The organism is Halochromatium roseum (genome assembly GCF_016653315.1).
Lineage (GTDB): Bacteria > Pseudomonadota > Gammaproteobacteria > Chromatiales > Chromatiaceae > Lamprobacter > Lamprobacter roseus.
Genome location: NZ_NHSH01000044.1, coordinates 89,177 through 102,374 on the forward strand (window position 1 = coordinate 89,177; position 13,198 = coordinate 102,374).

Below are 13,198 nucleotides of genomic sequence, written 5' to 3' on the forward strand. Positions count from 1 at the left end.
ATGCGGCGACCAAGGAAGCCGACTCATCACTACTGGTCGCTGGCGCTTGGCCTCGGACTCTTGGCTGGTGGCCTGATGACCGCCTCAGCAGACTCTGACATCGCCAATAAGTCTGGCATCGCCAATGAGACGGACGAAAGCCAGCATGTCCTCGATCAGCCGCCAAGCGCACAAACGCTGGCAATAGCGGAATATCGTGCCCAGGCCGAGGCTGAGGCGCGCAACTACGATCGCACCCAAGACATCTCTCCACGCCAGATGCTGATCTTGCTCGAGATGGCGCAACGAACTGGAAAGAGCCTGGGTCAGGCACTCGCAACCGGCGAGTTCGAAAGCGCGCGGACTTGGAACGACTTTGTCCGACCGACGATCGCGGAAGGCCGGCTCGGCTCGGCGACCGGGGTCTGGCAGTTCATCCCCTCAACCTTTTACCGCATCATCAAGCGCTATGGCGCAGAGCTGTTAGCGGTCAGCGCGGCAGACCCATCCCAGGGTCGCGACCACATGGATCTCGGCGCCGGGCCATTCAACGATCAGCAGGTGCGCTCGCTCATTGCAGAGACGGTTGCCGGCGTACGCGATGCCGAAGATGAGCAACTGCAGCTCCTGCGGCACAATTTCGCGGTTCTTGCCTTCGCCAAGCACTATCTGAGCGTCGACTCTGGGGCCAAAACGCCGGAAGAAGACTACCTCTTCCACTTTCTCGGCGAGAAACGCGGCCGGCAGATCTTGGCGCTGGCGCGAGGGGAGGCTCGCCACACCCTGAGCGTTGCGCCGGCACAGACCAACAGCGAGCTGCGGCCGGCAACAGGGTTAGGCCTCGCCAGCAGCAGACAGCGACAATCCATCCAACTCCCGGGCAGTCGCCTGAGCCCGGGGTTGTCTGACGCCAACCCACTGGCCGCCGCCAGGCAGCGGCGCCTGTTAGCGACAACAGGACTCATCCCGAAAGATCGGCCATCCTCAGGCTCAAGACCAGATCGGCTCGGCACGCTAGACCCTCGGCTGAGCGGCTCCGCGGTGTATCGCAGGCCGTCCGGTGCCTTATCAGGCCCTGCCATTTGGACGAGTCCAGATCGCAGTCAACCTGCCCGCCTCTCATCTCAATGGGGCTTTCCGGCCAATTCACCGGTAGTGACCGGAAACGCGGGCATGTTTTATCGCGACGCCAGCACCAAGACCAACCCTTACACCTGGGCGGAATTCTTGGATGCGCTCTCGGCACGCGTCCAGGCCAAACAGCAACCAGCCATGGTCCGCGCCAAATATGGCGTCGGTTTCCAGATCAACGGCGGCGACATGCCAGACTGGTCGCTGAATGGCGAGAAGATCACCAACAGGCTCGAGTTTCGCCATGAACTCACTGGCAGCCTGTTACTGCCGGCGCCATTGGTCAATGGGCCGCTCGATGCCGCCGAGACTCAGGCCTACAAAGAGCGCCTCGCCGAACTGATTCGGAAAGGGGATGACAAGCCCCTGACCCGTTTGCCGCCGGAGGCCCGCTCCGCGCTGCAACACCTCGGGGTTTTGGCGCCGGATGTGAACGCTGCGGACACCAATCACCCAGCGGTTCGCGAGGCGCTGCAGGCCTTTCGCGATCTCGTCGGCAAGGACAGCCCGGTTGATCCCGCATTGGCTGACAGCCTGATGCCGAGCGAGCGTGTCGCGCTCGAACTCTATGATCAGCGCATCGCCCGCTATGCAGCCCTGCAGGCCGGTCAGCGAGCCGCGCTGCAAAGCGGCTTGGATCTAATGGCCATCAACCGGCTCCTGAAGAGCCATCAGCGCAGCTCGAGGCCGCACATCGCGCGACTGCAGCAGGCGCTGGCCGAAAAAGGCCTACAGACTCAGACTCATGCGCGCAAACGCACCCAGACGGCGCAATTCGACGGCATTGCCGGTAAGCTCACGCAAGCCGCGCTCAACCAATTCCAGCTACGCAATGGTCTAAGCCCGACCGATGGTCTGCTCGACCCAGTCACGGTCGCGATGCTCGACCTGCCGCCGATGGGTCGCAACATCTTCCTACCGCCATCCGGCCCCTATTCGCCAATCGACGCCGCGCCCGAGAACCCTCGGCACTGCGCAACGCCCGAGGTGACGCGCAATCTTGCCTTCTATCACCTGCTGCCGAGACCGGATGGATAACATTGAGCTAGGCCGAGAGCCCTGGCTACTGCTTTGGTGGCACGTAACCCTCAGGCATCTGCGCGCCGTCGCCGAAGAAGTACTGCTCCATCTGCTCCTCGAGAAACTTGCGTGCCTTTGGGTCCATCGGGCTCAGCCGGTTCTCGTTGATGAGCATGGTCTGATGCTTGAGCCAATCGGCCCAGGCCGGCTTCGAGACGTTCTCGAAGAGACGCTGACCAAGCTCGCCGGGATACGGCTGGCGGTCCAGACCTTCGGCTTCGCGGCCGAGCTTTACACAGTTGACCATGCGGCTCATCGGGCTACTCCTGTCGTTTCATTTGCTTGGTTGGCGTTCGCTATCGGCCTCGGCAACAGCGCGAGGCGTGGTTGTTCCCAGCTCGGTGAGTAGGCGTCGTATCGGCGCCGGAAGCCCGAAGGCGCCAGGCTGAGCCGGATCGATCCAGCTCGTCTCGGGCTGATCGCCGACTCGGGCAGTAGTTGCCGCCAGCTTGACCAACACCGGTCGCATCTCGAGCTGGAAGTGGCTGAAGGTATGTCGGCGCCGAGGCAGCATTTCAAGTCGCAACACGCATGCACCGAGCTGCGAACGGCACCAATCCTCGGCATCGGCATCGACGCTTAGCTCAGGCGGCGTCCAGAGCCCACCCCAGATCCCGGCCGGCGGCCGGCGCTGCAGCAGCACCCGCCCGTGCGGGTCTTGGATCAACAACAGCTGTGCGGCACGCAATGGCACCTGCGTGCGCGGCTTGGGCGCCGGATAGGCACTGACAGCATCCTGCGCCAAGGCTTGGCAGCCATCCGCCAGCGGACAGACCGAGCAGGCCGGGCTTGCGCGCTTACAGAGGGTTGCGCCAAGGTCCATCATCGCCTGGTTGAAATCAGCGACCTGCTCGATCGGGGTCAGCGCCTCGGCCAGCGCCCACAGCTGGGCCAAGACAGCGTTGCTGCCCGGCCAGCCCGGAATCGCAAAGTAGCGCGCCAAGACCCGTTTACAGTTACCGTCGAGGATCGGATGGTGCTGGCCAAGCGCCAGCGACAGAATGGCGCCAGCCGTCGAACGGCCGATCCCTGGCAGCGCCTCGAGCGCCTCGATCTGCTCAGGAAAGCGACCCTGATGCTCGGCAACGATCACCCGCGCGGCACGATGCAGGTTGCGCGCCCGCGCGTAGTAGCCGAGCCCAGACCAGAGGTGTAACACCGCATCCTGGTCGGCAGCGGCTAGCGACTGCAGGTCGGGGAAACGCGCCATGAAACGCTCGAAATAAGGCACTACCACCGCGACCTGGGTCTGCTGCAGCATGATCTCCGAGACCCAGACACGATAAGGCGTCGCATCGCGTTGCCAAGGCAGGTCGTGGCGGCCATGGCGCTCGAACCAATTGAGCAGGCGCTGCGCGAACTCGTTGGCGATCGCCGAGGTTGGTGTCGGCGGGCACCTGAGTTTAGCCTGCACCTTTCACCTTTGCGTCCTGCTGACTCACCGCCCGAGCAGCCCCGGCAGGATCTGCCGTAGCCCATCGCCGAGCCCCTTGATGCCGGTGCGTTCTTCGATCTCGTCGAACAGTCCACTGTCTTCGCGCAGCGCGCGCCGAGCCGCTGTATCGAGCGCGCTCCGCACATCGACCTCCCAGCGTGGATCGGCCCAGGGGCCACGCGCGCTAATCGGGATTGGGATGCCTTCCAACTCCTTGATACCCCGGCCCTGGCCCTTGGGTGGTTTGGTCATCACCGCCTGCAGGTTGAGCGCAATCTGCTCTGTGGTGAGGTCTAACTCACCGCGGCCATCGATCTTCAGGAGGTTCGATCGCAGCTGAATGTCGTCACTGCTGAATTGGCCCTCCGCCCCTTTTGCGCTCAGAGTCAGGGCATGAAAGCGGGTCAGATTCTCGGCATCCTCGCGCGAGACACCAATCGCACCGATGGTGCCGGTGATCAACTGCCCGAGATCAACCATGGTCACAGCACCGTCGCGCACCGCAAAGTCGGCATCACCACCCAAGGTCGAGAGGATCGAGGCCGAATCGGCACCGCGAGCAAACAGATCGAGATCGATCTCAGCGAGACCGGTGATCGGTACCTGATCGTATCCGCCGAGCTGGAGTTCAGACAGGAGTGCGGCCAGATCGACGCCGCTCGCAGTCGCCTTGAGCCGCAGGTCTGGCCCCGACGCCAGAGCACCCGCGGACTGCGCATCGAGCGCTCGCGCTGATCCAGATCCGGGTCCGGACGACGCCTTATCTGCAGCGGGCGCTGAATCCGGCTCTCGCCATGTCTGTGGGCCCTGCGCACTAGCAGCCAACTGACTTGCGGCGAACTGTGTCTCCAGACGACCACCGTAGAAGTCAGCGTTTGAGTCAAGCTCGACCGAATGCGGAAGCAGATGCCCACCGAGCTGTACCGAGCGAAAGCCGAGACCACCGCCAAGGCGCAGCTCGCCGGCAGCCAGTTGCAGCCGAAGACCCTGCTCAGGCTGCCTGGCCGCCGGTGGCAGGGGTGGTAACGGCGGCAGCTGAGTTGTCGCCCGGTTGAGCGAGGCGGCAGATGCGGCTAGCGCGGCATTGGCCGCAGCAGGAGGCACAGTCGACACAGGGTTGGCCGAGGCAGTGAGCGCTGGCGCAGCGTCAGCTGAGACGGCAGGCGCGGTTGGCCCAGCAGGCCCAGAAGCGGCCCCAGAAAGAGGCACGGCGCCAGCCAGATAAGGATCAAGATCAAGCCGGTCGATGGCCACCGCGAGCCGGCCTGAGAACGGAGTCAACGGCCCCTGCGGCAGCCGGAGTCGCGCCACCGCGGCCAGCGGTGTCTGATCGATGATCAACGCCGCGTTGTCGATCGCCACGGCAAGGCCACGGAGCTGCAGATCAAACTGACCGCCAACCCGCCTCAAGGTCACCGCGTTACCGGGCAGCGTCAGCGCGGTCTGCTCAACAAGCCAAGCACGCAGATCAAACGGTGGCACGCGAACCTGACCGTCGATGCCGAGACCCGAAGAGGTCGGAAACAACTGCGCAGCCCCAGTGATCTGCAGCCGATCGGCGAGCAGTTTGAACGGATCGATCGCAAGGCGAGCACTTATCAGATCGAGTCGAGCCTCCGCATCAATCTCGATCGGCGGCCCCTGGCCACCCGCACGACGACCAAACCGCAGGCTCAACGGTCGCAACACAAGCTCAGTGAGCGGATCTGCCAGCCTGATCTCGGCCTCGGCTAAGCCAGGCAGCGAGATCATTGGCGTCAACAGCCTAAAAGTCGCATCCAAACGACCACTGCGTCCCGGGACAATCGGACCTGCTGTCAGGTTCAACGCCTCCAGACCAAGCCTTGAGGTCGTGCCGGTCGTCGTGGCTGGCCCCATCAGCTCGCCATCGCGAATCATCAGGCGGCGAATCGGCGGCAGTGTCGGCAGCAGTGTCGGCGGGGAGGCCACGGCTGCAAACTGAGCATCGGCGGCAGCTGCATCGGCGACACCTGCCAAGAGGTGATGATCGCGCTCGCCCCCGCGACGCATCAGATGGCTCGCAGTCGGAGAAGGCGTAGCCTCAGATGGAGACGGAGCAGCAGAGGCCATCGGCAAGCTGAGCTTTGGACGATCGAGCAGCACTTCGGCAAGCACCAGACGCCCCATCACCAAAGGCCAGATGGCGGCCTCCAGCTGCAAGGCCTCGACCGTTGCCAAGACTGGGGCCTCAGCTGCAGCAGTCTCGGAAACCCGCAACCCTTGGAGGCGAAGACGCGGCGTCGGCAAGAGCCGCAGCTGCCCGATGGACTCGACCTGGGTCGGCCGGCCCAGCGCGAGGCTGATCTCGGCTTCGAGGTCGCGCAATAGCGGCTGCTTGTCGATCAGCGCCGGCGCGACAGCGGCAGCAGCCACGACAAGCAACAACAGCGCAAGCACTAGGCCTAGGGCCAGCTTGATCCAACCCGGCGTGATCCAACCTGGCATGATTCAGTGCCTTTCTGGCATCAGTCAGCGCCCTTCAATGTTCCTGGCCACAACGCCTCCTGGCCACAACGCCAACAGAGGTCGAAGCTGCCATCGACCAGCTCGCCGCATCCGCGACAGACCCAAGAGGCTGCCGCAGCCCGCGCCTGATTCTCCGCGAGCCAGTCGTTGAGCAAGGTCTGAGCACGTGGCAAGTCTTGGTCTTCGATGACCCAGATGGTGGGATAGACATCGGCGGGAAGCTCACCGGCCGCACCGGAGAGATAATCGCCAAAGACACGGGTCTCGACCTTGTGCCGGTCGAGCAGATCACGCAGCAGCTGTGCCTCGATGCGGTCGGCGGTCTGATAGAGTTGCTGCATGATCGGAAACAGAGTGGAGCGGGCGATGGGAATCGAACCCACGTTAGAAGCTTGGGAAGCTCCTGTTCTACCATTGAACTACGCCCGCTTCGACCTTGGATTGTAGAGCCGGCGCCGAGCAACTGCAACGGCGCATCGCATCATTAAATACCACCGACCTCAGTGATGCTCGGCATACATCTGCTCGACAGCGTCTTTGTACTGCTCAAGCACCTGATTGCGCTTGACCTTCATCGTCGGCGTCAGCATCGCGTTCTCGATCGTCCAGGGCTCCAGCGCTAAGGTGACCCGGCGCACTTTGGCGTAACCAGGAAAATCGGCGAGCGCATCGCGGATACGCTTTAAGATATCGCGCAGCAAATGCGGGTCCGACAGGCTCTCGCTGCGATTCGGGTCGAGGCCATACTCGCTTGCCAGACCAGGCCAAAGGTCGTTGTTCAGGACCATGATGGCGGTCAGGTAGGAACGCCCCTCGCCGAGGACCAGCACCTGCTCGACCAGCGGATCGAGGCCGATGGTCATCTCCATGTCTGCCGGCGGCACCTTCTCGCCATTCGAGAGCACCAAGATATCCTTGAGACGGCCGGTGATATAGACATGCCGATCATCAATCCGCGCTTGGTCGCCCGTCCGCAGCCAGCCGTCTGCGGTGAACATGCGTGCGGTTGCGACATGATTGTTCCAGTAGCCAAGGGTGTTACAGGGGCCTTTCACCTGTAGCTCATCATCGGCGCCGATACGCACCTGTATGCCACGCAGCGGGATGCCGACACTGTCCGGCCGATTGTCTTCCAGTGGGTTGACCGCCACCACCGGGCTGGTCTCCGTGAGGCCGTAGCCCTGCACCAGCGGCAGCTCAAGCCCGATGAACAGCTGAGCCACTCCGAATGGCAGCGGCGCGCCGCCACTCACCGCCGCGCGTAAGCGCCCGCCGAGACGCTCGAGCACCGGCCGCGCGACCTTGCGCCGTAACCAGGGCCAGAGCAGGAGCAACGGATGCCAGCCACGCCGCCCCTGGCGTCGCTCAAAATCGATCCAGCCGACCTTCACCGCGAGCCTGAACAGCCACCGCAGCAGCCTGGGGCGTCCCTCGAGCTGATCCTGAATGCGCTGATAGACGCGCTCGAACACCCGCGGCACGGCGATGATCACGCTCGGGCGGACCGTCTGCAGATCCTCGGCAAGCTGATTGATCGAGCGCGCATAGGCGACCGTCGAGCCGGTCATCATCGGCAGGTAGTAGCTGCCCATGCGCTCGAGCATGTGCGACAGCGGCAGGAACGACAGGAACACGTCTTCCTGGTAGACATCCAGCATGGTGACGCTGGCGTGCGCATTTGCCAAAATATTCAGGTGGCTGAGCATCACGCCTTTGGGCCGCCCAGTGGTGCCAGAGGTGTAGACGATCGTCGCTAACGAATGTGGATCGGCATCGCGTTGCGCCCAGGGCTCGCCCTGCTCTGGCAGCCAGTTTGCGGCAACCACGACACGCTCGTCGTAGGTGGCGACGCGGCGCGACTGCTCGCTGTCTTCGAGGATCACCACGCGCTCCGGATAGAGTGCCTCGCCGATCGCTGGCGCCAAGCGCTTCCAGCGGTTGGCATCCTGGATCAGCAGCACCTTACAATCGGCATCTTGGAGGATATGCGCGGCGTTGTCGGCGCGGTCGTCGGTGTACAGCGGAACGGTGATCAACCCCAGCGACAACGCAGCCTGGTCAAAGATCACCCACTCGATGCAGTTTCGCAGCAGCACGGCCACCCGATCACCCGGACTCAGCGCCTCCGCACTCAGCGCCGCTCGCCAACGCGCGATCTGATCCGCGGTCTCGCGCCAACTGATGCTGCACCAGCGTTCGCTGACGCGATCGAACCATTGGTAAGCAGCGCGGTCTGGTGATCGGCGCAGGCGTTGATGAAACAGTCCGTCGAGCGTACAGGCGCGCTCGACCGAGATCAGATCCTCGGACCATCGATTCACTGTCGGTGCCTCCCCATTGAGCCTTTATATTGTTTTCGTCGGCGCTGCAGTCTAGTGAAATTGCCCGCCGCCCACCAATAAGGATGTTGCCCAAGGATGTCACCAGTCGCAGTTCCGCACCTCATCAATCACGCTTATTTGCTCACAGGAGTTACTCGAGGATGCAAATCCAGCTCAACGGCACCCCAACCACGGTCCCAGACGCAACGCACATGTCCGGCTTGATCGAACACCTTGGCCTGACCGACCGCCGCTTGGCGGTTGAGGTGAACCGCGAGCTGGTGCCACGCAGCCGCTTTGCCGAGCATGAACTCAAGGCCGGTGATACGGTCGAGATCATCCATGCGGTGGGTGGCGGCTGACGCACCCAAGGTCGCAGCGAGCGCTGCGCCATAATGAGCCTTAGCCGAGCCCATCCGGTCCTTGCCGAGCGGATAACGGACAATCCGCAGCGCCACGAGCCAAGCCGATCAGCTATTGTCTGAGCACCGCCCATCGAGACAGCCTAGTCTGCGCCGAGTCGGCATCAAGACCGTGCCGGGCCTGGCATGGGCATTGACCACTCCGAGGCTGCTCATCGGGTGCTGAACATCACTGCTCTGCGTCCCGAGAACGCCTTACTCTGATTTGACGACCCTGTTAAGACCGACGCCCATCGTTATGACTGCATCGACGACCTCTTCAGACAGCTTCTCCATCGCCGGCCGCGACTATCAATCGCGCCTGCTGGTCGGCACCGGCAAGTACAAGGACATGGATGAGACCGCGCGCGCCATCGCGGCCAGTGGCGCCGAGATCGTTACCATCGCCGTGCGCCGCACCAACATCGGTCAAAACGCCGATGAGCCGAACATCCTGGATGTGCTGACCCCAGATCGTTACACCATCCTGCCCAACACCGCCGGCTGTTACGACGTCGACAGCGCGGTGCGCACCTGCCGGCTGGCGCGCGAACTGCTCGACGGCCACAAGCTGGTCAAGCTCGAAGTGCTCGGTGACCAAAAGACCCTGTTCCCGGACGTGCTGCAGACCGTCGAGGCCGCCAAGATCCTGGTCGCCGATGGCTTCGACGTGATGGTCTACACCAACGATGACCCAATCGTCGCCAAACAGCTCGAGGAGATCGGCTGCGTCGCGGTGATGCCGCTGGCGGCGCCGATCGGCTCCGGGCTCGGCATCCGCAATCGGTTGAATATCCTCACCATCGTCGAGAACGCGACGGTGCCGATCCTGGTCGATGCCGGGGTTGGCACCGCCTCGGACGCGGCGGTGGCGATGGAACTCGGCTGTGATGGCGTGCTCATGAATACCGCGATTGCCGCGGCCAAGGACCCGGTGCTGATGGCCAGCGCGATGCGCAAGGGCATCGAGGCTGGGCGCGAGGCCTTTTTGGCTGGGCGCATGCCAGCGAAGCGCTTCGCCTCGGCCTCATCGCCGATTGAAGGGACCTTTTTCTGAGGCCTCGACAAGACCACCCGCAACGCCATTCAACGCATGGCCAAGGCGCTCAACCTCAGCAATCCAGACCCGGGCCAGGCGGCCGTGCCAGCGCCTGGCTCAACAGTCAAAGCGGCTGATCCAGCTACCGGCTCAGGCTCAGCCCGAGAGACCGCCAAACCCGCGACCGGCTGTGGCGCTGAACCCGTTGCCGATCCAGTTGCCGGTGAATCCGCTAGCACCAGTGCCGCTGGAGCTGCTGGTCCAGCGATTGCCGAGGCGGGTGAGCGGATACCGCGTCCAATTCGCAGCTTCGTGCTGCGCGAGGGGCGGCTGACGGCCGGCCAGGAGCGCGCCTTTCGCGAGCTCTGGCCGCGCTTCGGCGTCGACTGGCAGCCAGGCGAGACGCTCAATCCGCAGGCGCTGTTTGCCGGCGCCCTGCCCGATCTCAGCCAGCCGCGCCCCATCACCCTTGAGATCGGCTTTGGAAACGGCGAATCGCTGGCGGCCATGGCCGCGGCGGCACCGGAGCGCGACTTCATCGGCCTTGAGGTCCATCGACCCGGGGTTGGCCATCTGCTGCTCTTGCTCGAGCAACAGGGGCTGACCAATGTGCGCGTGCTGCGCGCCGATGCGACGGCCCTGCTTGAGTCCGGCCTGCCCCCTGCCAGCCTAGACCGGGTGCAGCTGTTCTTCCCCGACCCCTGGCCTAAGAAGCGCCATCACAAGCGGCGGATCGTACAGCCGAGTGTTGTCGCCGCCGTCGCTCGGGTGCTGCAACCGGGTGGGGTCTTTCACCTGGCGACCGATTGGACCCCTTACGCGGAATGGATGCTGACCATGCTCGACGACGCCAACGCGCTGTTTGAGAACTGCGCCGGACCGGGCCAGTTCAGCCCACGCCCGGCGCAGCGACCGCTGACCAAGTTCGAGCGCCGCGGCCAGCGCCTCGGTCATCAGGTCCATGACCTGCTCTACCGGCGTCGCTGATGGCTGCTTTAACCCTCTCGCGGTTGCAACCACGTGTCCTCGCCCCGGTCGATCTACAGATCAACGCCGGCGAGCTGATCTTCATCTCCGGACCCTCAGGCTCCGGCAAGAGCCTACTGCTGCGTGCCATCGCCGACCTCGATCCGAATCAGGGCGAGGTGCTGATCGACAACCGGCCACGCAGGTCGATCCCAGCCCCGGAGTGGCGTCGGCGCGTCGGCTTGCTGCCGGCCGAGAGCGGCTGGTGGGCCGATCGCGTGGGTGATCATTTCATCACTGCTGCCGCCAAGACCGCTTCTGTTGCGTCCACGGCCAGTGGTCCCTCGACCGCAGCCAATGCCACCAGAGCAAGCGCTGCTCCAGCCGCACGCGCTACATCATCTGCTGATCCTGCCGACGACAACGCCGATCGCGACCCTGCTGTCAGCACAGCGCTGCCGCATCTGCTCGCCCGCCTCGGCTTCGAGCGCGACGTCCTCGATTGGGACATCCAGCGACTCTCGACCGGCGAGCGCCAACGCCTCGCGCTGGCGCGACTGCTGCTCAATGACCCGGAGGTGCTGCTCTTGGACGAGGCCACCGCCAACCTGGACCCAAGCAACCGCGAGCACGCCGAGCAGCTGATCGATGACTACCGGCGCCAGCGGCAAGCGGCCGTGCTCTGGGCCAGCCATGATCCAGACCAGCGCCAGCGTCTAGCCCAAGCCGCCGGTGGACGTTGCTTGGTCATCGACAGCGGCCAGCTCATCCCAGAGCAACCCTTTTAACCATGGATCTCATCTCCCTCAGCCCCTTCGACCTCTCGCTCGCCGCCGGCCTGGTACTGCTGCTCGCCGCCCTTTCCTGGCGCCTGCATCTCGGCATCGAGCGACGCATCCTGATCGCCGCCGCGCGCAGCACGGTGCAGCTGGTGCTGCTCGGCCTGGTGCTCAAGGTGTTGTTCGCGACCACCGATCCGCGCTTGATCGGGCTGCTCGCCTTGGTGATGCTCTCGGTCGCGGGTTGGGAGGTGATGGCGCGGCAGCGACGCCGCTTCCGGGGCGCCTGGGGCTACGGCATCGGCGCGCTCTCGATGTTCCTGTCCTCGTTCAGCATCACCGTGCTGGCGCTGACGGTGATCATCGGCGTCACGCCCTGGTACCAGCCGCAATACCTGATCCCGTTGCTCGGCATGCTGCTCGGCAACACCATGAACGGCATCGCCGTCGCCCTCGACGGACTCAGCCGTCAAGCCTGGGAAGGCCGCAACCGCATCGAGGCGCGGCTGCTGCTCGGCGCCACCTGGAGCGAGGCGATCGCCGACATCCGCCGCGATGCGCTGCGCGCGGGCCTAATCCCGATCACCAATGCCATGACCACCGCTGGCCTGGTCAGCCTACCGGGCATGATGACCGGCCAGATCCTCGCCGGCAGTCCGCCGATGGAGGCCGCCAAGTATCAGCTGCTGATCATGTTCATGATCGCCGGTGGTACCGGGCTCGGTAGCATCGCCGCGATCTCGATTGGTGCCCGGCGGTTGTTTGATGGTCGGCATCGGTTGCGGTTGGAGCGGCTGCGGGTGGTGTAGCGCTGCCCCCGATGGTCTCGGCTGTTAGCCGCACTTTGTTTCGCTTGAGCGACTCATCGGCGACCCATCGCGCGCAGCGCTGCTATGGCCCCGCGTAAGATAGCAGGTCGCAGTACATTTGCAGCTAGTCTGACACGCCGCTAGGGAGGGATGCAGTACGAGCCCAAGGACGGGCGAAGTTAGGACAATGCAGGAGCAATTGCCGAGAGTGAAGCAGGAACCCAGAACCGAGGGGAGCCATGGCCACCACTAAGGCCGCCACACTGACCTTTAGCATCGATCCCAGCGTGAAGGAGGCGCTGCGCACGACCGCACAGCAGGAGCACCGCTCCATCGCCAACATGGTGGAGGTGTTGATCCGGGACTATTGCGGGCGCAATGGCATCGAGCTCGAGGAGGTACGCCAAGTCCCAGACCCTCAGTGTCAGGACAAGTGTCTCCTGCCCGGCAGTACGGTCTTCTTCAACAGCAAGGAGAACATCGACGCGCAGATCGAGCAGGTCATGGTCGAGATCGATCATATCCAGCAACACATGACCCCGGTACTGCACGACTGTCTACATACCCTCCTGAAGCAGAACGCCGACCCGGAAGAGTGGGAATACTCCCTCCCCAAGGACCAGATCGACACCGCTCTGATCCACGCCCACTACTTCTCCCGTAAGGACATCGACACCTGCCTCACCTTCGACAGTCACGAGGGCGCCGCTCCCTTCAGCGAGTTGTTCGACGCCTTCCAGGAAGCCTATCGAACCGAGGCAGAGTACTAGT

The 13,198-nt window shown here is 63.8% G+C and carries 12 protein-coding genes and 1 tRNA gene; 7 read left to right on the plus strand and 6 right to left on the minus strand.

The genetic code is table 11. From position 1 onward, the window contains the following. Entirely contained in the window at positions 1 to 2,148 is a 2,148-nt protein-coding gene (locus CCR96_RS06140) for a peptidoglycan-binding domain-containing protein (RefSeq protein ID WP_201218877.1), read from the plus strand. A gap of 25 nt (positions 2,149 to 2,173) precedes the next feature. Here the strand turns inward: CCR96_RS06140 and CCR96_RS06145 are convergent, their stop codons facing one another. The 6 genes from CCR96_RS06145 to CCR96_RS06170 form a co-directional block, all read right to left on the minus strand. Continuing rightward, positions 2,174 to 2,446, minus strand: a complete 273-nt coding sequence (locus CCR96_RS06145; protein ID WP_201218879.1) for an oxidative damage protection protein — start codon at positions 2,444 to 2,446, stop codon at positions 2,174 to 2,176. 18 nt (positions 2,447 to 2,464) lie between these two features. Then, positions 2,465 to 3,604: an A/G-specific adenine glycosylase gene (gene mutY / locus CCR96_RS06150; protein WP_338035825.1), complete on the minus strand. Its 1,140-nt coding sequence runs from the start codon at positions 3,602 to 3,604 to the stop codon at positions 2,465 to 2,467. Positions 3,605 to 3,628: 24 nt separating this feature from the next. Then, positions 3,629 to 6,091, minus strand: a complete 2,463-nt coding sequence (locus CCR96_RS06155; RefSeq protein ID WP_201218880.1) for an AsmA family protein — start codon at positions 6,089 to 6,091, stop codon at positions 3,629 to 3,631. A 20-nt stretch (positions 6,092 to 6,111) separates the two neighbouring features. Next, entirely contained in the window at positions 6,112 to 6,495 is a 384-nt protein-coding gene (locus CCR96_RS06160; protein WP_338035826.1) for a putative signal transducing protein, read from the minus strand. Next, positions 6,468 to 6,541, minus strand: a tRNA-Gly gene (locus CCR96_RS06165). The genes CCR96_RS06160 and CCR96_RS06165 overlap by 28 nt, the downstream gene beginning before the upstream one ends. A 71-nt stretch (positions 6,542 to 6,612) precedes the next feature. Further along, on the minus strand, positions 6,613 to 8,433 hold the full coding sequence (locus CCR96_RS06170) for an AMP-binding protein (RefSeq protein ID WP_201218882.1): 1,821 nt from the start codon (positions 8,431 to 8,433) through the stop codon (positions 6,613 to 6,615). Between the two features lie 161 nt (positions 8,434 to 8,594). On the opposite strand from CCR96_RS06170, the gene thiS reads away from it, so the two are divergent. The 6 genes from thiS to CCR96_RS06200 all read left to right on the plus strand — a co-directional run bounded on the left by thiS (position 8,595) and on the right by CCR96_RS06200 (position 13,197). Then, positions 8,595 to 8,795, plus strand: coding sequence for a sulfur carrier protein ThiS (gene thiS / locus CCR96_RS06175; RefSeq protein WP_201218884.1), 201 nt, complete (start codon positions 8,595 to 8,597; stop codon positions 8,793 to 8,795). Positions 8,796 to 9,093: 298 nt separating this feature from the next. After that, positions 9,094 to 9,891 (plus strand): thiazole synthase, encoded by a 798-nt coding sequence (locus CCR96_RS06180; protein WP_201218886.1) that lies wholly within the window; start codon positions 9,094 to 9,096, stop codon positions 9,889 to 9,891. A gap of 36 nt (positions 9,892 to 9,927) precedes the next feature. Further along, positions 9,928 to 10,860 carry a tRNA (guanosine(46)-N7)-methyltransferase TrmB gene (gene trmB / locus CCR96_RS06185; protein WP_201218888.1) on the plus strand — a complete coding sequence of 311 codons (933 nt, stop codon included), beginning with the start codon at positions 9,928 to 9,930 and terminating at the stop codon, positions 10,858 to 10,860. Further along, positions 10,860 to 11,627 (plus strand): ABC transporter ATP-binding protein, encoded by a 768-nt coding sequence (locus CCR96_RS06190; RefSeq protein ID WP_201218896.1) that lies wholly within the window; start codon positions 10,860 to 10,862, stop codon positions 11,625 to 11,627. Before trmB ends, CCR96_RS06190 begins: the two co-directional genes overlap by 1 nt. Before the next feature lie 2 nt (positions 11,628 to 11,629). Continuing rightward, positions 11,630 to 12,427 (plus strand): ABC transporter permease, encoded by a 798-nt coding sequence (locus CCR96_RS06195; RefSeq protein ID WP_201218898.1) that lies wholly within the window; start codon positions 11,630 to 11,632, stop codon positions 12,425 to 12,427. Between the two features lie 239 nt (positions 12,428 to 12,666). Continuing rightward, positions 12,667 to 13,197 (plus strand): type II toxin-antitoxin system antitoxin, encoded by a 531-nt coding sequence (locus CCR96_RS06200; protein WP_201219025.1) that lies wholly within the window; start codon positions 12,667 to 12,669, stop codon positions 13,195 to 13,197. Position 13,198 lies beyond the last annotated feature (1 nt).

Bases quoted from the DNA above. Each gene is read 5' to 3' on its own strand.
- CCR96_RS06140 (WP_201218877.1), top strand. From the start codon at position 1: ATGCGGCGACCAAGGAAGCCGACTCATCACTACTGGTCGCTGGCGCTT.
- CCR96_RS06145 (WP_201218879.1), bottom strand. From the start codon at position 2,446: ATGAGCCGCATGGTCAACTGTGTAAAGCTCGGCCGCGAAGCCGAAGGT.
- CCR96_RS06155 (WP_201218880.1), bottom strand. From the start codon at position 6,091: ATGCCAGGTTGGATCACGCCGGGTTGGATCAAGCTGGCCCTAGGCCTA.
- thiS (WP_201218884.1), top strand. From the start codon at position 8,595: ATGCAAATCCAGCTCAACGGCACCCCAACCACGGTCCCAGACGCAACG.
- CCR96_RS06180 (WP_201218886.1), top strand. From the start codon at position 9,094: ATGACTGCATCGACGACCTCTTCAGACAGCTTCTCCATCGCCGGCCGC.
- trmB (WP_201218888.1), top strand. From the start codon at position 9,928: ATGGCCAAGGCGCTCAACCTCAGCAATCCAGACCCGGGCCAGGCGGCC.
- CCR96_RS06190 (WP_201218896.1), top strand. From the start codon at position 10,860: ATGGCTGCTTTAACCCTCTCGCGGTTGCAACCACGTGTCCTCGCCCCG.
- CCR96_RS06195 (WP_201218898.1), top strand. From the start codon at position 11,630: ATGGATCTCATCTCCCTCAGCCCCTTCGACCTCTCGCTCGCCGCCGGC.
- CCR96_RS06200 (WP_201219025.1), top strand. From the start codon at position 12,667: ATGGCCACCACTAAGGCCGCCACACTGACCTTTAGCATCGATCCCAGC.